Origin of the sequence: Shewanella septentrionalis, from assembly GCF_025370265.1 — a bacterium.
GTDB classification, from domain to species: Bacteria; Pseudomonadota; Gammaproteobacteria; order Enterobacterales; family Shewanellaceae; genus Shewanella; species Shewanella hafniensis.
This window is the reverse complement of sequence record NZ_JAMTCC010000015.1, coordinates 41,583-66,976: the sequence shown is the minus strand read 5'-3', so window position 1 is coordinate 66,976 and position 25,394 is coordinate 41,583. Positions and strand designations below refer to the sequence as shown.

20 protein-coding genes are annotated in these 25,394 nt (G+C 45.7%); 11 read left to right on the top strand and 9 right to left on the bottom strand.

Annotation, left to right across the window (positions count from 1 at the left end; genetic code table 11):
* Nucleotides 1-105 precede the first annotated feature (105 nt).
* Nucleotides 106-615: a DUF2062 domain-containing protein gene (locus NE536_RS10545; RefSeq protein WP_261272659.1), complete on the bottom strand. Its 510-nt coding sequence runs from the start codon at nucleotides 613-615 to the stop codon at nucleotides 106-108.
* Nucleotides 616-647: 32 nt separating this feature from the next.
* Between NE536_RS10545 and NE536_RS10540 the strand changes: the two genes are divergently transcribed.
* The 4 genes from NE536_RS10540 to NE536_RS10525 are packed head-to-tail and all read left to right on the top strand — an operon-like array spanning nucleotide 648 to nucleotide 6,047.
* Entirely contained in the window at nucleotides 648-3,020 is a 2,373-nt protein-coding gene (locus tag NE536_RS10540) for a DNA internalization-related competence protein ComEC/Rec2 (RefSeq protein ID WP_261272658.1), read from the top strand.
* Between the two features lie 32 nt (nucleotides 3,021-3,052).
* A complete protein-coding gene (gene msbA, locus NE536_RS10535; RefSeq protein WP_106650197.1) occupies nucleotides 3,053-4,861 on the top strand; it encodes a lipid A export permease/ATP-binding protein MsbA in 1,809 nt (602 codons plus the stop codon).
* Nucleotides 4,862-5,878, top strand: coding sequence for a tetraacyldisaccharide 4'-kinase (lpxK, locus tag NE536_RS10530; protein WP_261272657.1), 1,017 nt, complete (start codon nucleotides 4,862-4,864; stop codon nucleotides 5,876-5,878). It begins immediately after the preceding gene.
* On the top strand, nucleotides 5,868-6,047 hold the full coding sequence (locus tag NE536_RS10525) for a Trm112 family protein (RefSeq protein WP_006081200.1): 180 nt from the start codon (nucleotides 5,868-5,870) through the stop codon (nucleotides 6,045-6,047). Before lpxK ends, NE536_RS10525 begins: the two co-directional genes overlap by 11 nt.
* Nucleotides 6,048-6,211: 164 nt before the next feature.
* On the opposite strand, the gene NE536_RS10520 is transcribed toward NE536_RS10525, so the two are convergent.
* On the bottom strand, nucleotides 6,212-6,673 hold the full coding sequence (locus NE536_RS10520; RefSeq protein ID WP_261272656.1) for a hypothetical protein: 462 nt from the start codon (nucleotides 6,671-6,673) through the stop codon (nucleotides 6,212-6,214).
* A gap of 132 nt (nucleotides 6,674-6,805) precedes the next feature.
* On the opposite strand from NE536_RS10520, the gene NE536_RS10515 reads away from it, so the two are divergent.
* Entirely contained in the window at nucleotides 6,806-7,495 is a 690-nt protein-coding gene (locus NE536_RS10515) for an energy-coupling factor ABC transporter permease (RefSeq protein WP_261272683.1), read from the top strand.
* Nucleotides 7,496-7,652: 157 nt separating this feature from the next.
* Here the strand turns inward: NE536_RS10515 and NE536_RS10510 are convergent, their stop codons facing one another.
* The 3 genes from NE536_RS10510 to NE536_RS10500 form a co-directional block, all read right to left on the bottom strand.
* Nucleotides 7,653-8,009: a glutathione S-transferase N-terminal domain-containing protein gene (locus tag NE536_RS10510; protein WP_006081203.1), complete on the bottom strand. Its 357-nt coding sequence runs from the start codon at nucleotides 8,007-8,009 to the stop codon at nucleotides 7,653-7,655.
* A gap of 352 nt (nucleotides 8,010-8,361) precedes the next feature.
* On the bottom strand, nucleotides 8,362-11,658 hold the full coding sequence (locus NE536_RS10505) for a DUF748 domain-containing protein (protein WP_261272655.1): 3,297 nt from the start codon (nucleotides 11,656-11,658) through the stop codon (nucleotides 8,362-8,364).
* Between the two features lie 253 nt (nucleotides 11,659-11,911).
* Entirely contained in the window at nucleotides 11,912-12,292 is a 381-nt protein-coding gene (locus tag NE536_RS10500) for a VOC family protein (protein WP_006087440.1), read from the bottom strand.
* A 469-nt stretch (nucleotides 12,293-12,761) separates the two neighbouring features.
* On the opposite strand from NE536_RS10500, the gene NE536_RS10495 reads away from it, so the two are divergent.
* From NE536_RS10495 to NE536_RS10485, 3 genes are all read left to right on the top strand, one after another.
* Nucleotides 12,762-13,466 (top strand): DUF445 domain-containing protein, encoded by a 705-nt coding sequence (locus NE536_RS10495; RefSeq protein ID WP_037391578.1) that lies wholly within the window; start codon nucleotides 12,762-12,764, stop codon nucleotides 13,464-13,466.
* Between the two features lie 103 nt (nucleotides 13,467-13,569).
* Complete coding sequence (locus tag NE536_RS10490) at nucleotides 13,570-13,920, top strand: VOC family protein (RefSeq protein WP_011846518.1); 351 nt, start codon at nucleotides 13,570-13,572, stop codon at nucleotides 13,918-13,920.
* Nucleotides 13,895-14,107, top strand: coding sequence for a DUF1289 domain-containing protein (locus tag NE536_RS10485; protein WP_261272654.1), 213 nt, complete (start codon nucleotides 13,895-13,897; stop codon nucleotides 14,105-14,107). Before NE536_RS10490 ends, NE536_RS10485 begins: the two co-directional genes overlap by 26 nt.
* A 104-nt stretch (nucleotides 14,108-14,211) precedes the next feature.
* Here the strand turns inward: NE536_RS10485 and cdd are convergent, their stop codons facing one another.
* Together cdd and sbcB are read right to left on the bottom strand one after the other, a co-directional pair.
* Entirely contained in the window at nucleotides 14,212-15,102 is an 891-nt protein-coding gene (gene cdd, locus NE536_RS10480) for a cytidine deaminase (RefSeq protein WP_006087443.1), read from the bottom strand.
* A 210-nt stretch (nucleotides 15,103-15,312) separates the two neighbouring features.
* Complete coding sequence (gene sbcB, locus NE536_RS10475) at nucleotides 15,313-16,725, bottom strand: exodeoxyribonuclease I (protein WP_259566653.1); 1,413 nt, start codon at nucleotides 16,723-16,725, stop codon at nucleotides 15,313-15,315.
* A 177-nt stretch (nucleotides 16,726-16,902) separates the two neighbouring features.
* On the opposite strand from sbcB, the gene NE536_RS10470 reads away from it, so the two are divergent.
* The 3 genes from NE536_RS10470 to NE536_RS10460 all read left to right on the top strand — a co-directional run bounded on the left by NE536_RS10470 (nucleotide 16,903) and on the right by NE536_RS10460 (nucleotide 19,103).
* Nucleotides 16,903-17,730: a hypothetical protein gene (locus tag NE536_RS10470; protein ID WP_259581559.1), complete on the top strand. Its 828-nt coding sequence runs from the start codon at nucleotides 16,903-16,905 to the stop codon at nucleotides 17,728-17,730.
* 41 nt (nucleotides 17,731-17,771) lie between these two features.
* A complete protein-coding gene (rlmA, locus tag NE536_RS10465; protein WP_261272653.1) occupies nucleotides 17,772-18,587 on the top strand; it encodes a 23S rRNA (guanine(745)-N(1))-methyltransferase in 816 nt (271 codons plus the stop codon).
* Between the two features lie 306 nt (nucleotides 18,588-18,893).
* Nucleotides 18,894-19,103 carry a cold-shock protein gene (locus NE536_RS10460; RefSeq protein WP_011789734.1) on the top strand — a complete coding sequence of 70 codons (210 nt, stop codon included), beginning with the start codon at nucleotides 18,894-18,896 and terminating at the stop codon, nucleotides 19,101-19,103.
* 712 nt (nucleotides 19,104-19,815) lie between these two features.
* Here the strand turns inward: NE536_RS10460 and NE536_RS10455 are convergent.
* Together NE536_RS10455 and rne are read right to left on the bottom strand one after the other, a co-directional pair.
* The gene (locus NE536_RS10455) at nucleotides 19,816-21,375 is read right to left on the bottom strand and encodes a SulP family inorganic anion transporter (protein WP_261272652.1); all 1,560 of its coding nucleotides are present in this window, start codon (nucleotides 21,373-21,375) and stop codon (nucleotides 19,816-19,818) included.
* Nucleotides 21,376-21,528: 153 nt separating this feature from the next.
* Nucleotides 21,529-24,975, bottom strand: coding sequence for a ribonuclease E (rne, locus tag NE536_RS10450; RefSeq protein ID WP_261272651.1), 3,447 nt, complete (start codon nucleotides 24,973-24,975; stop codon nucleotides 21,529-21,531).
* Between the last annotated feature and the right edge of the window lie 419 nt (nucleotides 24,976-25,394).

The following is a 25,394-nucleotide window of genomic DNA, read 5'->3' as shown; positions in this document are numbered from 1 at the left end:
TAGGTCATGAAGAATAAGCTAAGATATTGAACCGCTTATACTGTTACTAAGGTTAATTAGCTTTTGGCTAAAACTGCATCAGCATAAGCGGTGGGAAAGGCGAGGTTATTTATTCTTACGTTTTTGCCACTTAAACATAATCGAATATTTCCACAGATTATTAATCAATAAATAACCCACTGCGGAAAAAATTACCCCGAGCACGAGGCAACCCAGTAAAAACGCCGGACCTATGGTGGCAAGCGAAGCTTCAATCCACTGCCAACTGGCTTCAAAGGCAAAATCTTGCGGCGCATGGCCGAGTATCTTAGCGCCGAGTAAATACGCGCCGTAAAACATCACTGGCATAGTTAAGGGATTGGTTATCCAGACTAATGCAACTGAAACGGGAATATTAACGTTAAATAGAATGGCAAAAGCCGCAGCCACTACCATCTGAAATGGCATAGGGATCCAGGCGACAAATAATCCCACTGCGAATGCGCCAGGAGCGGATTTGCGATTTAGCGCCCACAAATTGGGATTATGTAATAAGCGTCCAAACATGCGTAAGTGTTTATGCTCACGCAAGGTTTCAGGCTTAGGCATAAATCTTTTGATTATTTTTTTTGGCATAGGCTGAAATTGCTGTCTTAACTTAATTCACTATGAATCGATTCATGTTTGGCTTTAGTGCCATCTTGTTATCAGCGATGTTGTGGCCTTCGCTGCCGCCAGTCAGTTACATACCCTACCTTGTTGTTGGGGCGCTAATTTTATACCGAAAAATCCCTGTTTGTGCAGGTGGACTCTTTGCAATGGCATGGCTAACTGGTTTTTGCTTAGGATTATCTAGGCAGGATCTTCCAGTGTTACAACAACCTATACAGGTTAGGGGCGAAATCATATCACTAGTTAGTCGAAACAGCGACTGGCTAAGTTTGGATATATCGGTCATTAAACCAAATTTAATCTTAGGGCCAAATGCAAAATTGCGACTCACGTGGAAAGATCCGCCGGAAGTCGATGTCGGTCAGGTTTGGCAGTTTACCTTGATGCCTAAGCGTATTGCTAGCGTGTTAAATCAAGGTGGCTACAATGAGCAGAAACAATTAATCAGCCAACATGTTGTCGGTAAAGGGCGAGTGATTGAGGCACATTTACTGGAGGTTTCACCTTCACTGCGTAACGAGCTGATAAGCGCATTGACGCCTGAATTAGCCTCTTTGCCGCAAGGTGATATTTTACTCGCCTTGCTTATGGGTGATAAGCAGTTGATCACAAAAGCACGTTGGCAAGCACTACGGCAGACGGGTACGGGTCATTTAGTGGCGATCTCCGGCTTGCATCTCTCAGTCGTCGCAGCATGGATTTACACATGCTTTTTGTTTGGATTGAGTCACTTAGTGCCACATCAAAGTCGACGTAATATCACCCTTGCTTTAGTCGCTGCGGGCATAGGCGCCGCATTTTATGCCTATCTTGCTGGCTTTGGTATTTCGACTCAGCGGGCACTGGTGATGATTCTGCTGTTAATGCTGTTGAGTTTATTAAAGCGATTTTCTACCGCGTGGGAGCGCTTGTTATTTGCCCTGTTCATTGTATTGCTGCTTGATCCGCTCGCTTGTTTAAGTGCGGGATTTTGGCTGTCGTTTTGTGCCTTAGGCATCATCTTATACACCTTAGAAATCCAACCAAGGGAATTTACCCCAGCGTCGAGTCGAGGGGCGCGTTTACGCACAGGGATGATGCAGTTTTGGGCTATCCAATGGCGCTTGAGTCTCGGGCTTGGATTACTGCAAGCGGCACTCTTTGGCGGCGTGAGTGTACACAGTCTGTGGATGAACATCTTAGCTGTGCCTTGGTTTAGCTTTGTAGTGATCCCCTTAGCAATGGCGGGATTTGTCTGCTGGTGGCTTGGAACTACGTTTGGGTTCTCTTGGTTGGGACTGCTTCGCCTCAGTGATTGGAGTTTATCGCCCTATGCGCAGTTGCTTGATATCAGTCAGCACTTACCCGCCCATTGGTTAGCACTCTCTGACAGCCTATTAGCCTTAGGAGTCTGCACGTTCGTTGGTGGTGTATTATGGCGCTATGTGCCTAAGCATAAAAACAATATTGCTTGGCTAAGCCTATTGAGTTTGTTGTTTATGCCCGTATTACTTTTTTGTATGACGCTGTGGTCTCCCGTGCAAACCCATCGATGGGCCATGCATTTACTCGATGTGGGCCAAGGTTTAGCCGTGGTGATTGAAAAAAATGGCAGGGGAGTCATCTATGACACGGGCGCCGCCTTCGGTGATGATTTCAGTTATGCGGAGCGAGTGATATTACCTTTCCTAAAAGCCAAAGGTATTCAAGAGATTGACTATATTGTTATCAGCCATAGCGATAACGATCATGCAGGCGGCGCGCCTGTCTTGATTGAGGCTTATCCTAAGGCTTGGGTGATCACAGATGTGGCAGGCTTTAGCGGCCAAGATTGCCGCCCAAGGCAAATTCAATGGCAAGGGTTGAGCTTTAACTTACTTTCACCGCCTCAAGTGCTGGCGGGAAATAATGGCTCCTGTGTGGTACGCATCGATGATGGCTTGCAAAGTCTGCTACTCACCGGGGACATTGAAAAACAAACCGAAGCGGCATTATTAAGTCTTGAATTAAGTGTAAGCCGTGAGCTCAGTGTGAGCGGTGATCTAAGTGTGAGCGGTGATCTAAGTGACTTAAACGAGTTACAAAGCGACGTGCTGGTGGCGCCGCACCATGGCAGCAAAACCTCGTCGACTGAGGCCTTTATCGATGCCGTAGCCCCTAAGTTAGTGCTTTTCCCTGCGGGTTTTGCTAATCGTTATGGTTTTCCTAAATCCACTGTGGTTGAACGGTATCAGCGACGAGAGATAAGGAGTCTGACCACAGGAACAGAAGGGCAGATTAGTGTGATTTTTCAGCAGCCTGAGTTAGAGGTAAAGACCTATCGTGGTGATTTAGCGCCATTTTGGTACAACTCTCTGTTTAGATTTGGTGACTTGATTAATCCAGAGTAGAATGCCTACTTTGCCATAATTTAGTGTTATCAATGACAACATCTCCTAAAGACGAAATGTGGACAGTTTTCAAACGATTACTGGGCTATATAAAACAGATGAAAGGCATGTTTATGCTTTCAGTTGCGGGATTAATTATTTATGGTCTCGTCGATGCCGCCTTTATCGCTTTCATCGGCCCCTTTATTGATAAGGGTTTTTCCGGCGGCGCACCAGCTGCGGTCACCAACGGCATAGCCTTGCCAACCAGTGAAGGTTTCCACGCGAACAACGATGTGCTGATGATGGCGCCGCTTGTGGTTATCGTCATGTTTACACTGCGCGGTTTTGCAAACTTTGTCTCGACCTACGGCATTTCATATATGAGTGCACGTTTGATCATGGACATGCGTCAGCAAGTGTTTGAGCATTATCTGAGCCTGCCAGTCAGTTACATGGACAAGGAAAATACCGGTAACTTGATTTCAAAAGTCACCTTCGATACTGAGCAAATCGCTCGAGCATCGGGTAGCGCTTTGATTTCTATCGTCCGCGACAGTGTAACTGTATTGGGTATGCTGGCACTGATGTTCTATAACTCTTGGAAGTTATCCCTGTGTATCTTAGTGATCGGGCCGATTATGGGCATGGTCATTACTGTGGTCAGTCGTCGTTTCCGTAAGGTTTCTAAGCAAATTCAAACCGCTATGGGTGGTGTAAGTGCTACGACTGAGCAAATGATTAAGGGCCATAAAAACGTATTGGCTTTTGGTGGACAAGAAACCGAAGCTACCCGTTTTGCTAAAGTGAACGATCAAAACCGTCATCAAAATATGAAGTTAGCTGTGGCGCAAGCCATTAGTCAGCCGTTGATCATGATTATCGGCTCATTCGCCTTAGCGTTTGTACTTTATGCGGCAAGCTTAGACAGCATGAAAGCCGATCTTACCGCCGGCACCTTCGCGACAATTCTTGGCGCTATGATGGCCATGTTGCAACCCATCAAAAACTTAACCCGAGTGAACGCTGAATTCCAACGCGGTATTGCAGCTTGTACCACAGTGTTTGAATTATTGGATACGCTGCCTGAGTCTGACACAGGCACTTATACCGTCGAGCGCGCTAAGGGTCATCTACGTTTCGATAAGGTCTGTTTTAGCTATGACAGCCAAGATCGTCGAGCGCTGGAAGATGTCGATTTTGAAGTTAAACCGGGTCAAACCCTAGCGCTAGTCGGTCGTTCTGGCTCTGGTAAGTCGACTATTGCCAGTCTAGTAACCCGTTTTTATACGGGGCTCGAATCCGGCGACATTTTGCTCGATGATGTCAGCATCTACGATTACTCGCTAAAATCGCTGCGAAATCAAGTGGCTTTGGTATCGCAGCAGGTGACTTTATTCAACGATACGATTGCTAACAACATCGCCTACGCCTATCCCGGTGAAGCGACGCGTGAGCAGATTATCGAAGCGGCGACCTTGGCCTATGCGATGGAGTTTATTGATCAGCTGCCCCAAGGCCTTGATACCCAAGTGGGTGAAAATGGCGTGTTATTGTCCGGTGGTCAAAGACAGCGGATTGCGATTGCGCGCGCTATGTTGCGTGATGCGCCTGTGTTGATCCTCGATGAAGCGACCTCGGCATTAGATACTGAGTCGGAAAAAGCGATTCAAAAAGGCTTAGATAACCTCAGACAAAACCGCACCTCAGTAGTGATCGCCCACAGGTTGTCGACTATCGAGAGTGCCGATCAAATTCTAGTGGTGGATCAGGGACGTATCGTCGAGCGCGGGACGCACCAGTCGCTATTGGAATTAGATGGCATGTACGCCAAATTGTACCAAATGCAATTTGGTAGTTAGATGCAGGCCTTAGTGAATAAAATCTGGTATCAGGGCCATCCACTGCGATGGCTCTTGTTGCCTTTATCGGGCGTATTCGCGGTGATCACTTATGTGCGCCGCGCCTTGTTTCGCCTCGGATTCAAACCACAAACGGCAATGCCAGTGCCTGTCATCGTTGTTGGTAATATTACCGTCGGTGGCAGCGGTAAGACGCCAACCGTGATTTATCTGATTGAGCTACTGCGCCAGCATGGGTTTCACCCCGGTGTGATCAGTCGTGGTTATGGCGTTGATATTCAAGGCGTTAAAACGGTTAACTTAGGCGCGAGCGCGGTAGAGGTCGGTGATGAACCTGCCATGATAGTGGCGCGCACTCAAGTGCCCATGGTGGTTGGCGCCAAACGCGTCGATGCCGCCAATGCGCTTATTGCTGAGTTTGGTGTCGATGTTATCATCTGCGACGATGGGCTGCAGCACTATGCGCTGGGGCGCGATATTGAGCTGGTGGTGATTGATGGCCAACGCGGTTTAGGCAATGGCTTGCTGTTGCCGGCAGGTCCGCTACGTGAAGGCGCGTGGCGTCTCGATGCCGTGGATTTTATCGTCAGTAATGGCGGCCCAGCAGCAAAAGGGCAGTTCGAAATGCAACTGGCGCCTACGGAAGTGAAGCCCGTTAAATGCGATTCGACCTTCGGTGAGTACAGTTTCGATAAATCTCAGCCGCTAGTTGCGATGGCGGGTATTGGTAACCCTGCGCGTTTCTTTGAATCGCTGCGCGCCCAAGGTTATCAACTGGCGCTATGCCAGGATTTTGATGATCATCAGGCCTACGATAAAATCCAATTACGTGATTTAGCCCAAGACTTGCCGCTGTTGATGACAGAAAAAGATGCGGTTAAATGTCGCGATTTTGCACAAGAAAACTGGTGGTATTTGGCGGTCAATGCCAAGCTACCCCCACAATTTGATGAGCAGCTGCTCGCACGTCTTCGCGAGGTGGCTGCAGCTAAACAAGGAAACTTCCATGGCATTTGATAAAAAATTGTTAGATATAGTGGCTTGCCCTGTGTGTAAGGGAAAACTTGAGTACGATAAAACGACGCAGCAGTTGATTTGTAAGGCAGATAAGCTGGCCTATCCGATCACTGAAGGTATCCCTGTGTTATTAGAAAATCGTGCTGTGCCACTGACTGAATCAGTCTAGTGTGATGTGAATGCGCGTATTGTCCAATACGCGCATACTTACCTTTTTGAGCTTCTCTTATTATTGTTTTCGCTATTTTTAGCCGATTAACAGTGCTTATCCAATCTTGCGTTTTTTCGATGCTCAGACCTTAGCCACACAAATTTGAGTTACTCAAACCTTCGCTAATAGTTCACAAATTTCTGTTTATCGGCATTGGTCGCGCCTTCTTGGCATTCACCACGAATTTCGCCTCGCCCGGGTTCGATAATCCGACTCAATTCGATATAACCTTCGCGGCAATAACCTGTCATTTCAAGGGTTTTCGTTAAACCTAATTCGACTTGTCGTCCCCAAACTTCTAATGAGTCCTGTAGATCTTGCATCGCGCGACGTTGTTCACGGGGATCTTGCATGCTACGTACGCGGGCATCGTGCGGGAAAGGGCGGTCTGCATCACCTATGTTAGATTTATCATCGACCAGCCGCGCTGTGTAGCTGAAGAGTTTAAGGCCATCGGCTTTAATGTCTGTGGTTAACTTATCCCGTAATTTTCCGGCAAGTTCACTAGGATCGATGGGGGCACTGCTACAGGCGATGAGCGAGAAACAACTTAAGATGGCAAGGCTGAGGTATCGAAGCGGCATAATCAAATTTAACTCTTAGGTTATTAACTGACAGCAGAATACCTTAATATGACCCTAAAGTTCATGGATTTATGGCATCTTCATGGACTGAGTGTGACTCTATTGGCGCAATGGATTAAGGATGGGCGATTAATGTTGGCGTTTTGGTCGAATAAATGGGCGCAAATCGAATGGGATATGAGCCTGACTCAAGGCATATGCCTTATGCTCTTGGCGTTATGGCTCTATGCGATATGGCCAAAAGAAGAGTTAGCGCAGATCCGACGGGATAAAAACCTGCAGTTACGCTTGTTACTGACGCTGGTGGGCGTCAATGCGCTGTGGTCGTTAAATGCCAGTATTCAAACTGGGTTGCATCTGCATTTTCTGGGAATAGTGACCTGTATGCTGATGTTCGGTTGGCGTCTTGCGACCGTGGCATTACTGTTGCCGAGCGCTTTTTTTAGTCTTTTTGTACTAAAACAGCCCGCTGATTTTGGGGCTTTTAGTCTGTTTGCCATGGCTGTGCCGCTGTTCCTGTGTTTTATTTTATACAGTCATAGTTATCATTTATTTCCTAAACACATTTTCGTGTTTATCTTCGTAGGCGGTTTTATCAATGCGGGCCTTTCAACTGTGTTTCATCAATTGAGTTGGGCGATGTGGTTGTGGTCTGCAGCGGATTACGATTGGAATGTGTTAGTGGATGATTACTTGATGCTAATCCCTTTGCTGGCGTTCCCCGAGGCATTGCTTAATGGTATGGCGATAACGCTATTGGTGGTGTATCAGCCCCAGTGGTTATTTGATTATTCTGACCGAGAATATTTGTGGCGTAAGTAGATGTGATAAAACAACGCGATAAAAGAACTGCGCCCGAAACCTCGATATTTCAACGGAAAACCCATTGTAAAGTTCATTGGGAAGTCCATTAAACAGTTCATTAAAAAGGTACTGGGCGCACTTATTTGGATGTTTACACAGACAGTTGCGCCGCGATTTAGGCGAAGCGTTGGTCTAAGTAGTTAATGATTTCTTTAGATTCATACAACCACTGTACTTGGCCGTTTTCTTCAATACGTAGACAAGGCACTTGCTGTTTGCCACCTTGGGCGACGAGCTCATCTTTGTGTGGCGCTTTTTTAGCGTCGTGGGTCACTATGTTGAGTCCCTGACGGCGCATTGCACGGCGGACTTTTACGCAAAATGGGCAAGCTGGATACTGATACAGGGCCAATGCTTGAGTTTGAGTATCAATCTGTTGTTGCTCTGCCAGTGGACGTTGGCGCTTTTTAGGGCTAAATACGAAGTTTAAAAACAGAATGATCCTGCCTAAAATCCAGCGAATGATAAACATGTCAGTGACCTCAATGATAATGTGTGTTGAAAAGTGATTCGTGTGTCGCCGCAAGGGGGCAACGAAACTGAGATTTAGCGATTTGAGCGTGCGATCCCAGTAGCATAAAGGCCGCAGAGTGTAACCTATGGCGCAAAGCGCGGCCAACATTTTAGTGTGGATTAACAGGTAGAAGATTCTTTGGTTACAAGGACAGCGTTTTCGCTTAGCGGCAACAATTTGATATGCGCTTAGCTATACATTTAGGCATGCTCTTTAGCATAGGAAAGAAGCCCGCTAAAGCTGAACTTTAGCGGGCTTCTTTTAGCGCAAACATAGCAACTGCTTGCGTTATTGCGGGGCTATTTCGCCTCTATTGCGCATCTATGGTAAGGCTCACTTGGGCCACATTTTGGGTTAAACTCACTCGGCTTTCGAGCAAGAAGATCCGCTCTGGGGCAATCTCTTTCACGTCTACAAGGTAAGCTTTAACGGCTTTGGCTCTTTCTTGGGCCAAATTACCCAACATGCCATCGTTAACATTCTGCGCTTTTACCGAGAGATTATATAAAGCGATATGCCAGCGGGTGGTGATTTCGTCATCGGAGAGCTGCGCGTCTTTGGCCTCTGCGATAACTGTGTCTTTTATTAGTGCCGGATCGGCTTTAACTTCCTGCTCATAAAGCTTCACTAGCGCATCGGCTAGCGGCCCGTGGGTCGGAAATTGGCTTGGACTTAAATCATCAGGTAACGCACTGAACTCGATATTGGCTAACTTAGCCAATTTACGCTTCATGATGCGCTCAGCAATGGCTTGGCTGTCATTGATGGCATCGACTTCCCCTTCAACGCTGAGCTTGAGCATAGGTCTGTCGAGTAAGGCGCTGGCGAGTTTGTCTAAACTTTTCTGCTCATCTTCACTTAGGCTGAATTGACCGGCGGCAAAGCTGATTTTGTCTAAGCTTTCGTCTGAACCTATCAGCCCCGCTAAGAAAGTGAAGGGCGCAGTGACGGCTTTAGTGATCACATTGGTAATCGCCGTCATTATGATGCTGCCGACACTAAAGCTGGGTGAGTCTAAATCACCTGAGACTTCCATACCTAAATCAATCACGCCGTTACGGTCCTGTAGCAGCGCAATGGCGAGCGTGATAGGTAAGCTAGTGGCAAGGTCACTATTACTGGGTTTACCGAGTTTCAGTTGATCTATGACTAGATGGTTATTGCCCTTGAGCTTGTTCTGATCGAGTTTGTAGTTCAGCGACAGTGATAACTGTCCCTTATCTATGTAGTAACCCGCATAGGTGCCTGAGTAAGGATTGACTGAGGTGAGCTCAACACTTTTGAAGATCAAATCGAGATCTAAATATGGCATGTCTAACAAAGGGTTAATATCGCCTTTTAGGGTTACAGGCGCGTACTTGTCAATCTTACCTTTGATATCGACCGAGGCTTTAGTGCCTGGCGTGGATGACAGGTGAGTGATATTGCCTTCAAGCAGCTCAATTCCCGAAGCAAAATTCGGAGTCAGTGAGTTATCGGCAAAGTAAGCCGAGCCTTGGCTAAAGCTAATTTTTTGAATATCGAGGCTCAGCTCAGGCGTTGCTGACTTACTTGCCGTTTGTGACTCAGTTGCGGTTTGCTTAGCAGGGGGCGTGCTGTTTGTAGTCGTACTATTCGTCGCAGTTGCTGCAATAGGCGTTTCGACGATAAGGTCGCTGATATTAGTGCTTCTATCTTTAGCAATCACCACTTTGGCGTAGGGTTGATTAAAGGCTAAGTGATCGATTTTGATTTGATTTTTTTGTTGGTCAAAATCCAGCTGATTGATATTCATCTTTTGCCATTTGACCAGCGGGGCATTACGCAATTTGTCATGAATGGCTAAATCATCGAGCTCAACACTGCCGCCGTAAATGGCTTTGCCCTTGGCATCAGCCGTGAGCTTGCCTGCAGAGCTTAATAAACCACTCTTGAGCTGGATATTCACGTAGGGCGCGATATACGGTTGGAATTGGATTAATGCGAGCTTATCGAGTTGAATATCGGCATCTATCGCTTCGCCTGTCACATCGACCTGGCCTTTAGAGCTTAAAGTACCTTTGTCATTAATGCTGAGTTGCAGCGCATAATCAATCGGCTCGGCCAAGGTGCTGGTGATAGTTTTTGTTGAAAAGTTAAGCGGATACACACGCCATTGCTGCGGTGTCTCAGTTAACTTTTGCTCCGACAGATTAAGATCGTAGTTTTCAATATTGAGCGCATCGAGTTGCACGAACCAAGTGTCAGTTGACTTCGTTACTGGCGTTTGCTTGATTGGCTGTTGAGGCTTTTCTTCCACTTGCGCTACTTGTACGCTCTCAACATTTTTGGCCTCTAGTGGCTTAGCATCTGCCTGCTTAGCTTCTATCGAATTAGCATCTATCGGCTTAGCATCGATGGAATTAGCAACTGGCGGCGCTGCACTTGTAGACGCACTGGCGGATTTAGGCATGAACAAGCTCGCGAGATCGAGCCCGTCTTGACTCAAAATGGCGTTTACAGTGAGGCCATCACTGTGAAGCTTATTGATGTGCACTTGCTGCTGTTTCAGATCCATCGAAATACCGTCGAGGGCAAAGATTGGCAGCTTGACCACTGAGCGCTCTTGGTCGTTAAAGTTCAGTTTTTCAACAATAAACTGGCCATAGTTGCTGGTGATTTGCAACTCGCCATTCTCGGCAAGATCCACTTGATACTGAGTCTTGGCAGTGATCTCGCCATCGGTAAGTGCTGGCTTAAATTGATCGTCGATAAATCGCCACAGTGGTGTCAGTTTCAGTTTGGCGATGTGGACGTCACCCGCAACTTTTAGTGGGAACAGTTGGAATTGCCCCTGCAAACTGATTTCACCAGCATGATCATCACTGAGTTGAATCGCATAGTGATTGTGCTGAATTGGCATAACTTGGGAGCCAGAGCCAGTGTCAGAGGCTGATTGGGCGTTTGGTGTCGGGTTGGCTTCAGTCTTATTTGCTTTTGTGGCTGGTGCTACTGAGGCCGACAATGCCGACATCAAATATTCAGTATCGAGCTGACTGAGTTTTAAATTGATATTGGGATAATTAACTTGAGCATGGGTAATTTTGTCATCGAAGTTAAATTGCCCTGCATCTAATACAAATTGGCTGAGCAGGACACGAACGGGGGCGCTGGCTTCTGCGGGTGTTGTTTCTGTGCTCGCAGAGGAATGCTCGTTCAAGGTCTGCAGAATATCGTCGAAGTTGAATCCAGCTTTGCCTTTTTTCTCCACGCGGATGATGTGTGCGTAGGGCGCTTGTATGTGTATGTTTTCGATAACGGCGGCGCGATTAAAAACAGATTGCCAAAAGTTCACTTCGAATTGGACTTGCGCTAAGCCTGCAAACGTTTTTTCGTCTTTTTCTTTAATGGCTAGTTGGTCGATTTCGACTTTGAAATTAAAGGGATTGATGCGGATATCCCCGAGGGTGACGGGACGGCCGAGTAAAGCAGAGAGTTTTTCGGGTGCCAGCGTGGTTATTGCATAGGGCAGGATTAAACCTAATGTGCAGACATAGCTAAGGTAGACGGCGGTGAGGTAAACAAGCACACGCAGGTACCTTGGGAGAGCAAAAAAAGTGTGTTTGAATTGCGATAGCTGGGTCAGCATTAATATCAAGGCTCCAATGCATAAGACAGGGGAAAACTGCCATAAGTGCGAACATTCTAGCGATTAACGCTAATGTTTCCAGAGATTATTTATATTTTATCAATGAAATCTTGGCATTACCCGACGACAACCTATTCTGAACCCCGTCGTTGCTGAATGACAACCAATCTCCTACATTGATAGCTACATCTGTATCAACCTGTGGCGTATCCTTGAGTCGAAACTCATCATCATGTTCAGGTCAGTTTTTACATCAGCGTTTTAAATAGCTAATGGCCGCAATAATGGCGCCCTGTGGGTCTTTTATCCAACAAAAACGGCCCACTTCGGGAATGTCTTCAGGGCCAAACAGAATATCGCCGCCGAGTTTTTTGGCACTGATAGCCACTTGATCCACATCGTTAACCGTAATATAGCCAGTCCAATGTGAGGGAAGGGTGGGGATTAAACTGTCGGTAATTCCGCCAATGCTGATCCCCTCGTTTTCAATAATGTGATAGTGACCGTGGGGCATTTTGACGGTTTTAAAGTGCCAGCCAAAAATCTCAGCATAGAAGCGCATGGCCTCTTCGGTATTATTGGTTGTGAGTTCATGCCAACTTAACGCCCCTGCAGTATTAAAAGCCGATTCCATAAGCGCATCCCTAATTTATTGTGGTTAACTTTTGTATTTGAGCCGATGTTCAGTGGCTGTGTTTAAGGCCCGTATTTAAGGCTTGTGTGTAAGCTCTTAATTCTGAGTTTGTATTTGGAAACCCTATTTCGGGTTTCTAACCCAAATTGAGTGTAGTTGAGGCCCATTGATAATTCACAGTCGGTAAATTAAAATTTCTGCATTTTTGAGCTCGGTGAGCATTAAATTAACTTAATGTTCTACAAGGAGATTCACTTATTTTGCATAGGACTATCGGCCGTTAGCGGCTCTGTGACGTTGCGGCTTTGGCGATGAGCAGGATGCAGCTTGTCGCGCCAAGACTTAGCACTGAAAACAGATTTGAAAATGGGTTCATTTACTGTGGTTTGAGTGTTAGACCTGACTCCCGTTAACTTGTTAATATAGGCCAGTTTTGCATCTTATCGATGCCACCTTAGGGGATACGAGATTGAATAAGAGTTTAGTAACAAATTTATTGGCGGCTGCTTTGGTGGTTGTGGGTTACCTGATGCATTCGGCAATTGTCCTGAATGTCGGATTGTTTGCCTTATCGGGTGCGATTACCAACTGGGTTGCGGTTTATATGTTGTTTGAGAAAGTTCCCGGACTCTATGGCTCGGGAGTCGTGCCTTCTCGTTTCGAAGAGTTTAAGGCGGGCATTGCTCATCTGATGATGAAGCAGTTTTTTACCACAGAAAATATCGACCGATTTCTGTCTGAAAAAGAAGGGCTGAGTAAAATAGACTTGGCGCCCGTGATTGAAAAGGTCGATTTAGCGCCTTCTTTCGATGCCTTAATTAGCACTGTCGCGCAATCTTCCTTTGGCGGCATGTTGTCTATGTTCGGCGGTACGGATGCATTATTACCGCTAAAAGAGCCGTTTATTGTGAAGATGAAAGCCTCTTTAGTTGAAATGGCGCAAAGTGATGCATTCCACGAGCTGTTGAAACAAGAAATCGAACAGCCAAATGTGATGGCCGATCTGCAAACTAAAATTGCCAACATAGTGGAACAAAGGTTAAACGAGCTGACACCGCAAATGGTGAAACAAATCGTTCAGGACATGATCCAAACGCATTTAGGTTGGTTAGTGATCTGGGGCGGGGTGTTTGGTGGTCTGATTGGACTTGTCGCAGCCTTAATCCAAGGTTAACCTGAGTTAAAGCCGCGAATAGAATGGGAGCTTTGGCTCCCATTTTTTATTCATGCATTTTGTGCCCATCATATTGTCCCCATATTAAATAGCAAGGAAGTCTATGAACCTTCAACACAGCATCAATTATTTGGAAATCCCGAGCCGCGATATTGCGAGTTCTAAGGCCTTTTTTAGCCAGGTATTTGGCTGGACCTATGTCGATTACGGTCCTGAATACAGCTGCTTTATGGATGTCGGGATCACAGGTGGCTTCTATCAAGCCGAGGTGGATTTTACCCTCGCAAAAGGCTGCCCGCTGATTGTGATCTACAGCCAGAACTTAGAATTGACTCTGACGGCTGTCGTGGCCGCTGGCGGCGCGATTACGGCAGAGATCTTTAGTTTCCCAGGTGGCCGCCGATTCCACTTCACTGAACCCTGTGGCAATGAATATGCCGTCTGGTCAGAATGATCCTAATGCCAATCCCTGTATCCGCAATTGTTGTTTAGATCAGCAAGATATTTGCTTAGGTTGCTTTAGGCATCTCGATGAGATTTTAGCCTGGCGCGCTATGTCAGATGTGGAGCGGCAAGCTTGTTTTGCCAGAATGGCACAGCGCAAAGCTGAGTCTCATGCCAGAAGAAATGGCCTAAAATAGATAACTTAAATTTGACGCATTAATCGAGTGTTCCAACGGCGAAATACGCATTAACGTATTTCGCCGTTGGCATTTTGAAGCACCCTTGGCATTTGAAGCAGACGTTACACGGGATCGATGACTATGTGCTCAAGTTCGATGGCGGCTACGGTATGGAGTGCATCCATAGTCGCGCCGACTAAACTGATTTTTCCTTGAGATGATTCAATCAACACCGCGCGGCTGATATCGCTAAATTCACGATTATGGCGAACGAGATTCGACAAGGCCATCTGCATCGGCAGCATAGAAGGATTGAATGCCGCGTTCTCTGCATAGCGACCACAATAGGTTGCGCCATCGCGCGTTTCTAAAACCACGGCAGCAAAACTCTGAGTGTAAGGCGCGTAACTTAAACCGGCATGATCTAAACCTTCGATGATCATAGGATCGGCACTATCTAAAGCAAATTCAGTTTGTTGCTTTGCCATTAAAGGCGAAGTGACATTTAAGTCTTTTGGGCCAAAGGCATAGGGTAAATAATAGGCCAGTGGATGGCTTTCCTGTGCGGGTAGATGAATGCTGATCTTACTTCCTTCAACCAGCTCATTCATAAATTGACGGCAATGGCCGCAAGGGCTGGCATTGACTATGATATCAACAATTTGGCTTTCACCGCTGAGCCATGCATGGCTGATAGCGCTTTGTTCTGCATGGACAGAATGAAACAGCGCTTCACCGGGTAATTCTAAGTTGGCACCCATGTAGATATCGCCACTTTTGCCTTTGGCAATCGCACCGACATAAAACTCGCTAATAGGCGGTTTCGCCAGTGCAGCAGCTATCGGCAGCAGTGCCAGTAACACTTCTGCTTCGGTCATCTTGCTTGCACTTGTGAGCGTGGCAAGTTGCTGCGCATCTAAGTGCCCAGCAAAATTCTGGTGCAACATCGGAATGAGAGCATCGGCTAACGGCGTTGGCAGTTGGGTTATGCTACGAATGAATCTATCTTGCATTTCCCGATTCCTTATTTGTTAAGTTCATGGAAGAACATTCTAGTAATTTTGTTACAGCATAAATGCGAGTTAGCTCGCGTTTATACGCTGCAAATGTGTGTGTTCGATAGTAAACAATTTAAGTTATGCGCCTAATAGAGTGAGTCTATTCACGAATATAAACAAGCTTAAGACTATTAAATAAAAGACTTAAGCTTGAATTGATTAAACTTAAAGTTCACGCAAATAATGACAAAGGGCAGCCAGTAACTTCTGCTTAGTCTCATCCGCTTGCGTATCTTGTAGCAGATTTTCTAATTTAAGTACGTAGTCTTGATCGGCTAAGCGACTTTGACAGAATTCACGCCAGCGCTGTGACTCTTCGTAATCGAGTAGTTCAGGATAATTACGGGCGCGGTAACGAAACAGCATTTCAGGGATACGTGGATCATCAAACTGCAAGTCTAGCGCCGCTAGATTTTGCGGTAGGGTATGACGGATGATTTCCATTTTCGCTTTATCAGCTTGGCTAAAGAAACCACCTGAATACAGCATCAAATCGGGATCTGTGGTCGCTCTGCTGTCATCGTGCTCAAATAAGAGCGCCAGTTTTTCACGTAGTTCTGGGTGAAGTTTAAGGCGTTTATATTGCTCTCTGGCAAATTCTTTATCTATGCCTAAACGAGCGGCATGTTCATCGCTGAGGATTTTAGCCGAAGTGATAAAAGGGCACTTATTTAAATGAATTTGTTTTACCGCGATCGGTAATTCGTCTTCGGCAAGATCGGCTCTTGGCGTATACATACGCGTTTTAATTTGCTCGATATCTAGCTCAAAGAGTGGCGTTAAATCCATGGCTAAATTAACGCAAATAACCGCATTTTTATTGGTTGGATGGTGCGCCACGGGGGAAATCAACGTCGTACAACCATTGCGCGCACTAATCTTAGAGCTCACGTGTACTAACGGCTGCATATTGAGCACATCGATTTGATCGCTCACCGCTTGTTTACGGCGCAGGTCAAAATAGTACTGATATAACTTAGGCTGTTTCTCGCGAATGAGTTTTGCCATAGCGATGGTTGCATACACATCAGACATGGCATCATGGGCTTTCTCATGGCTTAAACCATTCGCTTGGGTCAAATGTTCTAGCTTAAAACTAGGAGATCCATCTTCCTTGGTTGGCCAATTGATCCCTTCGGGTCTAAATGCGTAACACGCGCGTACTAAATCAATGATATCCCAACGAGAGTTGCCATTTTGCCATTCACGGGCATAGGGATCGATAAAGTTTCTATAAAAGCCATAACGAGTCACTTCATCATCAAAACGCAGTGAGTTGTAGCCCGCGACACAGGTGTTTGGCTGGCTAAACAGTGCTTGAATACGCCCCATAAACTCAGTTTCAGGGATGCCTTTTAAATTGGCTAACTGCGGAGTGATCCCTGTGATCAATATCGCTTCTGGTGACGGCAAATAATCAGGGGCTTGCTTGCAATAAAATGTCTCAGGCTCACCGATAATATTGAGATCTAAATCCGTGCGAATACCGGCAAATTGCGAGGGTCTGTCTTTCGCCGGGTTAGCCCCAAAGGTTTCGTAGTCGTGCCAAAATATGCTTGGCTGAGAATGATTAGACATAAATTAAATTCAAATGACAGTTTGTCGAATAATAACATCTTAACACCGAAATTCCCCGAATGAACATTTACACCACTAAGATGATTAAGCCATTATCTTGAAAATATAACGGCTTAATAGGTGATCTTCATTAAGATTCGACGGTACAATCGCGGCTGAACAGAGGAATTATGTCTTATGTATCATCAATTTCTAAATGAGCCTATGGTGCTTGATGCTGAAAAGGCGTCGATACTCACATTGCGATTACCCGACGATATCAGTGATTTTATTGTATTACAGGCGATCAGTGCGCCTTTGCTAGAGGTCGTCGTTATTGCTGAAGCTGGAACCCCGCAAAATATTGCTATCCGCTTTCAACCGTTTATGGGTCTTAAGGTTGAATCATTACCGCAAAGTGCACAGGCCTTTAATACACCGATCACTCGAAGTCTAGGGCAAGGTTTTCGGCTTTATACGCGAATGGGCACTGCCGCAAAATTTTGCGCAGCAGAATTGAGACGGGGCGTATCTTTTACTTTAGATATGGCTAATCGTTTAGGCGCAGAGAATTGCTTAACCTTTGCCTTACAAGCTGATTCAAAGTTTGAGTTAGTGCCTTTAGAAGCCGATTTACGTGTCTTACATGAGCCTAAAGCGTTGATGGTCGCCAAAGCGCTGTTAGCAAGACAATACGACTATGCCGCATCGTCAGAATCCCTTGCTATTTACATGACCGAAATCGAGCAAGTTAGGTTAGAATTACAAGCATTTTTACGCGGGGAGCTTGGCCAATGTCACGCTAGCCTTGCCGACGAGGTATTAAGGCTCGATCCCTTGTTACTTCAGAAACAACAGTGGTTATTTAGAACCTATACCCATATGTTTGAGCGTCCCAATTACAACCGCGCCGCTAATGATGTTGATAACACAGATAAGTTATTAAGAAAATTAGAGTGTTATGAGTTGCTTGCCCCACCTGAACTGATCCAGATGGTTGATCGATTGATGGAAGACGAAACGTAAACTTTTCTTGCCAAAATTTAGTTAAACGATAAGAGTCCACTATGCATTATTTATGTCCCCTGTGTTCCGCGCCGCTGACGTTAACGGATCGAACTTGGGGTTGTCCACAGCAACATAAGTTTGATATGGCCAAAGAGGGCTATGTCAACTTATTGCCCGTACAGAAGAAAAACTCAAAAGATCCTGGCGATAACAAGCAGATGATGTTTGCTCGGCGTGAATTTCTAAACGAAGGCTACTATCAAGATTTGAGTGATAGAGTGAATGCACTCGCGCTCGAATTTGGTGCTGAAGCAAAGCAGATCCTCGATATAGGCTGTGGGGAAGGGTACTACAGCCAGCGTTTATTCAATGTGTTGAGCCAGCACCATGATTGTGATTTACAAGGCATAGATATTTCTAAGTCAGCAATTAAATATGCGGCTAAACGCTACCCCAATTTAGCATTTTGTGTGGCAAGTGCCTATGAGATGCCCATCGCCTCTCAAAGTGTCGATCTTGCCATTCGCATTTATGCACCTTCCAAAGTTGAAGAGTTACAACGCATTATGGCCGATTGTGGTATCTTGATCACAGTCTCTCCCGGACCTTCACATCACTTCGCCTTGAAGCAACAGATTTATGCTGAGCCTAGATTACATCCCGTATCAGCAGCGCATATTCCCGGATTTGAGTGCCTGCATCAGGAACGCTTAATTTCTCAACTTGAACTGACAAAAAGTGAACATATTGCTCATTTTTTAGAAATGACGCCTTACGCTTGGAAGTTTACCGATGAGCAAAAGCAAGCATTTGCTCTGCAAGGACTGAGTTGTGAATTGGATTTCCAAATTGAAGTGCATCGCATTTCAAGATAAGCGATAAGATTAAGCTATTGAAATAAATTATTTAAAATGTTTAACTATACTTGCTAAGCAGCATGAACTGAGTGTTCAGCTAGCCGGTTGCAAAACCGCAAAGTAGATTTAGGCAAAATAAATAATCCAAAGTGTCGCAGTATGTTGACTTATCTTTAGAATGGTTTATAGTCTTATCAGCTTGAAGGTTGGGCTTATATTTATGTGTTCAATACGACCAGTTCGTCCTGTAAACATAAGTAATACCGGCATTTTCCAGCTCCACCGCCGTTAAGGCTTTAATTTTTTATTTACAGGATTTATATCATGTCTCAAGTTACTGGTGTTGTTAAGTGGTTCAACTCTGACAAAGGTTTCGGATTCATTGAGCAAGAATCTGGTCCAGACGTATTCGTACATTTCCGTGCGATCAACTCTGACGGTTTCAAAACTCTTGATGAAGGCCAAAAAGTGTCTTTCACTGTGACTCAAGGTCAAAAAGGTCCACAAGCTGAAAACGTAACTATCATTGGTTAATTTTCAGTGCTGTTAGCCTAGAGCTGATAGCAATGGATTAAAGGGCTATGGTTTATTCCATGGCTCTTTTTGTTTGTGTGAAATTTAACATTCTTTTGTAGGTTAGTTGGTCTTCTGGTCTTCTGGTCTTCTGTATTGTGTAGTATTCTCCGTTAAAAGTTATATAAATAGTCGCTAGATTAATGAGCTTAGGTTGCTCAACTGGCTTCTTAGCCTACCGTAATAGTTGTTAGCACCTACTTTCAGATTTTCTCTTTATCTCCAAGACACATCATTTCTAGAGAGTTAAACTTCAATAAAGCTCTTTCGATTCATCCTCCATGTTTGCATCAGTTGCATTAAACACTATTACACCTCTCGATACTGTATTCTCGATACTGTATTCAGTGTAAGCGTAACCTCAATTCTAGGCCGATAACGCATTTATCCCATCATATTCTCGTTGCATGGATCAGGATAAGCAGACATCGCAGGGGGCATTATTATTGCTTTGGAGTCTGTTGGTGTAGGTCTGCATAGGTGAGTGCATAACTATAAATCTCGTCATGACTAAGTTTAGACGTGTTAGAACTGAGGGGATGAGGAGTTACTTATTGATATAAATCAGCTTTATCGTTAAATGATTAGCGATAATAAAAAAGCCTGAGCATTGCGATTCAGGCTTTGGTATTTCATATTTAATTTAAGCTAGCACTTATTGTTGAAAATTAGATTATGAATCCAGCTTATCATCGCCCACTTTATAGTGAGGATCATCGAGTTGATTCACTTCGACAAGATTTCCCGCTTTATGCAGCAGTGCTTTACAGTCAGCGCTCAAGTGGATCAAGTGTAACTTCTTACCAGCATTGCCATAACGCTCAGCGAGCGTGTCTATTGCTTCTAATGCGGAGTGATCGGCGACTCGAGAGTTCTTAAAGTCGATAACCACATCTTGAGGATCTTTTGCTGGGTCAAATAATTCGAGGAAGTTTGCGATTGAGCCGAAAAACAATGGACCATTGAGTTTGTAGACTTTCCAGCCTTGATTGTTTTGCTCTTCAGTCACATTGATATGCTTGGCATGTTCCCAGGCAAAGACTAAGGCTGAAACAATGACACCGACAAATACCGCAAATGCTAGATCGGTAAATACGGTTACCGTTGTCACTAGCACGATAACGAAGGCATCGTGTTTCGGGACCTTGCCCATAAACTTAAAGCTTGCCCATTCAAAGGTGCCGAGCACAACGATAAACATCACTCCAACCAGCGCCGCAAGGGGAATAATCTCAATAAATGAAGCGCCAAATAAGATAAAGGCAAGCAGTGCAACTGCAGCTGTAATTCCTGATAATCGGCCGCGTCCACCCGAGTTAATGTTAATCATAGATTGACCTATCATGGCACAACCACCCATAGCACCGAAGAAACCGCTGGTGATGTTTCCAAGGCCTTGGCCGACGCATTCTTTGTTGCTGCGGCCACGGGTATTGGTCATCTCATCTATCACAGTCAGCGTTAGCAGAGATTCGATAAGACCGACTGCCGCCAAGATGCAGGAATAGGGCAGGATGATATATAAGGTTTCAAGATTAAAAGGCACAGAGGGAATCGCAAAGCTAGGTAATGAACCTGCTATGGTCGCATTGTCGTTACCACTCATGGTTTTGAGGAAATCGAGTACGTTACGAGTATCCAGATCGAGTCCTACGACCAGTGTCGTCACAGTGAGGATTGCGGCTAATGATGAAGGGACTGCTGTGGTGATCTTAGGCAGAAAATAAATAATGGCCATCGTCAGAGCCACTAAACCTAACATCAACATTAATGGTTCTTGGGGCAGCCAGACTAGATTTCCGCTGGCATCCTTAACTTTAAACTGACCTAACTGGGCGAGGAAAATTACAATCGCTAGACCATTCACAAAGCCAATCATGACGGGATAGGGCACTATGCGAATGAATTTACCTAGTTTACACACGCCAGCAGAGATCTGGATAAGTCCCGCTAAGACCACGGCAGCAAATAAATATTGGACACCGTGCTCAACGACCAAAGACACCATGACAACGGCCATAGCGCCCGTTGCACCCGAAATCATTCCAGGACGGCCACCAATCAGTGCCGTTATTAGCCCCATAATAAAGGCCGCATAAAGTCCAACCATAGGCTCTACATGGGCGACAAAGGCAAATGCGACCGCTTCAGGAATAAGCGCAAGTGCAACTGTTAGCCCTGAAAGCACATCGGCTTTATGGCTAGACGTTTTGTGGCGAATGAGATCAAACATTGAACCTCTGTTATTAAGTTGTTGTGTGGATAAAAATAAGGCGCGAATACTAACAAAAAAATGGCTTGAGCTAAACCTTAAATATAGTGTGAGCTTTACGATAGAAATAAAAAAGCCATGCAATCGCATGGCTTTTCTGACTAACTAAAGTGGTTATGGACGAGCCATATCCGACTCAGCACCGTTAGTGAGTTTAATTTTGGCGGTAGGCTCTTCGGTTGCAGTATTCTCATACTCGCGTCCTTTAGGCACTGCCACTTGCTCTCTCACTTCAACTACAGGCTTGGTCATATCCGAAGACACCATAGAACCGAAACGGCTTGCGGCTTTCGGCTTGTTGACTACAAGGGCGTCAGTGATTTGCGGATTCACTGTCGTTGGGGCCACTTGCACTGTTGCTTGAGGCTTAGCGATAGCAGCAGGTTTTGCCATTGGAGCAGAGGCTGCAGCTTTAATCGCTTCTTTAACTTCAACACTTGGTGCAACGCTTGGCTCTACAGCAGTTTCAGTCTTAGCCACTTCAACTTTAGCCGCTTCAACTTTTGGCGCTGCTGGTGTAACCGCTGGGCTTTCAATTACAGGGGCGTTAACCACTTCGGTTTCTACTGCAACGCTGGCTACTGGAGCTTCAACGACTGGTGCAACGTCAATTTTCACTTCAACCGTTTTTGGCGCATCCGCTTCAGTGGCTTTAGTCTCAATTGGCTTAGTATCAACTTGCTGAGTTTCGACTGATGCAACGTCACTTGCTGGCGTTTCAACTTTCGCTTCAGCTTTAACGACTGCAGGAGCTTCAACAACAGGTGCTTCGCTAGCTTGTGCTATTTCTACTTCAACGGACTTAGCAGTTACTTGAGTTTCAGTCACTGCATCTGTTTTAGTTGCAACAACTGGCGCTTCTACACGGACACTGGCGACTTCGCTTGGATACTCTTGGTCAGCACCCAATTCATCGTTAGGGATGAATTGCGCTGGCGTTGATGTACCTTGGTCATCTTCGTCGCGACGACGGCGTTGACCCGCTGCACGAAGGTGACGCGGGCTACGACGGCTACGACGTTGACCATCTCTTTGCTCGCGTTTTGCTTGATCATCAGCAGTTTCGCTTTCAGTATCAATTGCGTCGTTATCTTGCGATATCGCATCCATAGGTGCTGTAACATCAGCTGTAACCACTTCAGTTTGTTCAGCTGTTTTCACTGGCTCAACTGCTGGGGCTTCAGTTTCTGTAGAAATTATCGCTTTTTCTTCTACTGCAATATTTTCTGCCGATTCTTGAACAGGTGCCGTTTCTTTACGAGGCTGACGACGTGTTCTTGGTGCTTTTGTTTCAGTTGGTGCTTGGGCAACTTCAGTTTTAGTGTCAACACTGATAGTGCTCGCCGCCGCGGCGTTAACGGCAGCAATTTCAGCTAATACTTCAGCGGCATCTTCTGGTGCAATTGGAATAGCATTATCTGGCGTGTTATGGCCATTATCGATACGCACCTTACGGCGCATGTTACGACGTTGACGACGTTCACGGGCGACTTCTTGCTTAGGTGCATCGGCTTCTACGTCAGCAACCACGTCTTTTGGTGCTTGTACACGTGGCTTAGGTTCGGATCGCGCTGGACGTTTAGTTTCTTCTTTCTCACGAACAGGACGTTCTTGAGCGCTTGTATTTACCGCTGCATCGGCCGGTTTTTTCGAATTACGGCTGCGTGGCTCACGCGTACCTTCTTTTGCTTTGTCGGCATCTTGGGCATTACGTGGGCGGCGAGTATCGTTGCGACGGTTACGGCGATTTGCGTTAGCTGCACTGGTATCGGTTGTTTTAGTTTCAACAACTTTTACGGGTTCTGCTTTTTCGCTTGGTGCAAACATGGCACTGATTGCACTCACAAGCTTGCTGAAGAAGCCTGGTTGTGGCGCTTCAACTTTCACCGTTGGTGATGGGGCTTGTTCCACTTTCTGTGGCGCGGCAAACCCTTTTAATGCCGGAATAGGCGCTGCGGTACGTTCCAGTTTACGTGGCTCATACAATTTGGCTTCAGGCTGTTCGATACGCTTATAGCTCGATTCGCTGATTTCATCATCACTACGGTGACGGATCACGCGATAATCTGGCGTCATCATGTGCGCATCAGGTATCACATACACTTCGACATCGTGACGTTGCTCTGTGATGCGAATGGCTTTGCGTTTCTCGTTTAACAAGAATGCCGCCACATCGACAGGCACAATGGCTTCAATTTGCGAGGTATTTTCTTTGATGGCTTCTTCTTCCATCAAACGTAAAATCGACAGTGCTAAAGACTCTGTACTGCGAATCGTCCCTTGACCGTGACAGCGAGGGCAGATGTGCGCAGCGGATTCTTCTAAGGATGGACGCAGACGTTGACGCGACATTTCCATCAAACCGAAACGCGAGATGCGACCTAGCTGCACACGGGCGCGGTCGTGGTGCACAGCATCACGTAAACGGTTTTCAACTTCACGTTGATGGCGCACAGGCGTCATATCGATAAAGTCGATCACCACTAAGCCACCTAAGTCACGTAGACGTAATTGACGGGCAATTTCATCGGCGGCTTCAAGGTTAGTGTTCAGTGCTGTCTCTTCAATATCGCCGCCTTTAGTGGCACGGGCAGAGTTGATATCGATTGAGGTTAAGGCTTCCGTTGGGTCGATAACAATCGAGCCGCCAGATGGCAGACGCACTTCGCGTTGGAAGGCGGATTCGATTTGTGATTCGATTTGGAAGTGAGTGAATAACGGCACTTCGGCTTCGTAAAGTTTGACGCGCTCAACGAAATCTGGGCGAACTAAGGCGATATGTTGCTTAGCTTCTTCGAAAATACGGGGATGATCGATGAGGATCTCGCCCACATCACGGCGTAAATAGTCACGAATAGCGCGCACGATCACATTGCTTTCTTGGTGAATTAAGAAAGGAGCGCCTTTAACTTGTGAAGCTTCGGTGATTGCCGCCCAGTGGTGTTGCAGAACTTTTAAGTCCCACTTTAACTCGGCAGATTCTTTGCCTACACCGGCAGTACGAACGATAAGCCCCATGCCCGCTGGCACTTCTAAATCGGCCATTGCTTCTTTTAACTCAGTACGCTCATCACCTTCGATGCGACGAGAAATCCCGCCTGCACGTGGGTTGTTTGGCATTAATACTAAGTAAGAGCCTGCAAGGCTGATGAAGGTCGTTAAGGCTGCGCCTTTATTGCCGCGTTCTTCTTTGTCAATTTGGACAATAACTTCCTGTCCTTCACTGACCACTTCTTTGATATTTGGGCGACCTTGGAACGAATACCCTTTCGGGAAATATTCTCTGGCGATTTCTTTTAGCGGTAAAAAGCCGTGACGATCAGCACCGTAGTCAACGAAAGCGGCTTCTAAAGACGGTTCTACGCGGGTAATTTTACCTTTGTAAATGTTTGATTTTTTTTGCTCATGACCTGGACTTTCAATATCTAGATCATACAGTTGTTGCCCATCAACAAGGGCAACACGCAACTCTTCTGATTGAGTTGCATTAATTAACATACGTTTCATGATGACGTCATTCTTCTTTAAATAGAGGTCATCAAACATCGCGCTTCGCTGCATTACGGGCCTAGCAGTAGGTCAACTGAGCCTCACGGCTGGTGGCTAGGCAAGAGGTGCGCATTGCTGTTAGACGCAGTCGCTGCGTGTCGCATCCTATTTATGGCTTATTTTTTAATGATTACAAAAACAAGGAATTCGTTGTAAAACATCAACCAACCCCATAAATTCTTTAGTTTCTTTCCGGTAATGCCCAAGTCGAATCGGTTTGTCTGACGACAAGTTAAAATATCCTTCGAAATCGGGGAGGAAAATCTAGGGTAAACCTTATTAAAGTAAGGCGACTTTCTCGATTTAATCGTAAAAAACGCATTTGTGGTATTTTTACTTATTATACGATTTGCAAATCAATGACTTGCTATCAGGAAAGTGTTTTTTTATCCGTTAAATTTTCCGCTTGGGATCAGGGCGTTGTGAACACT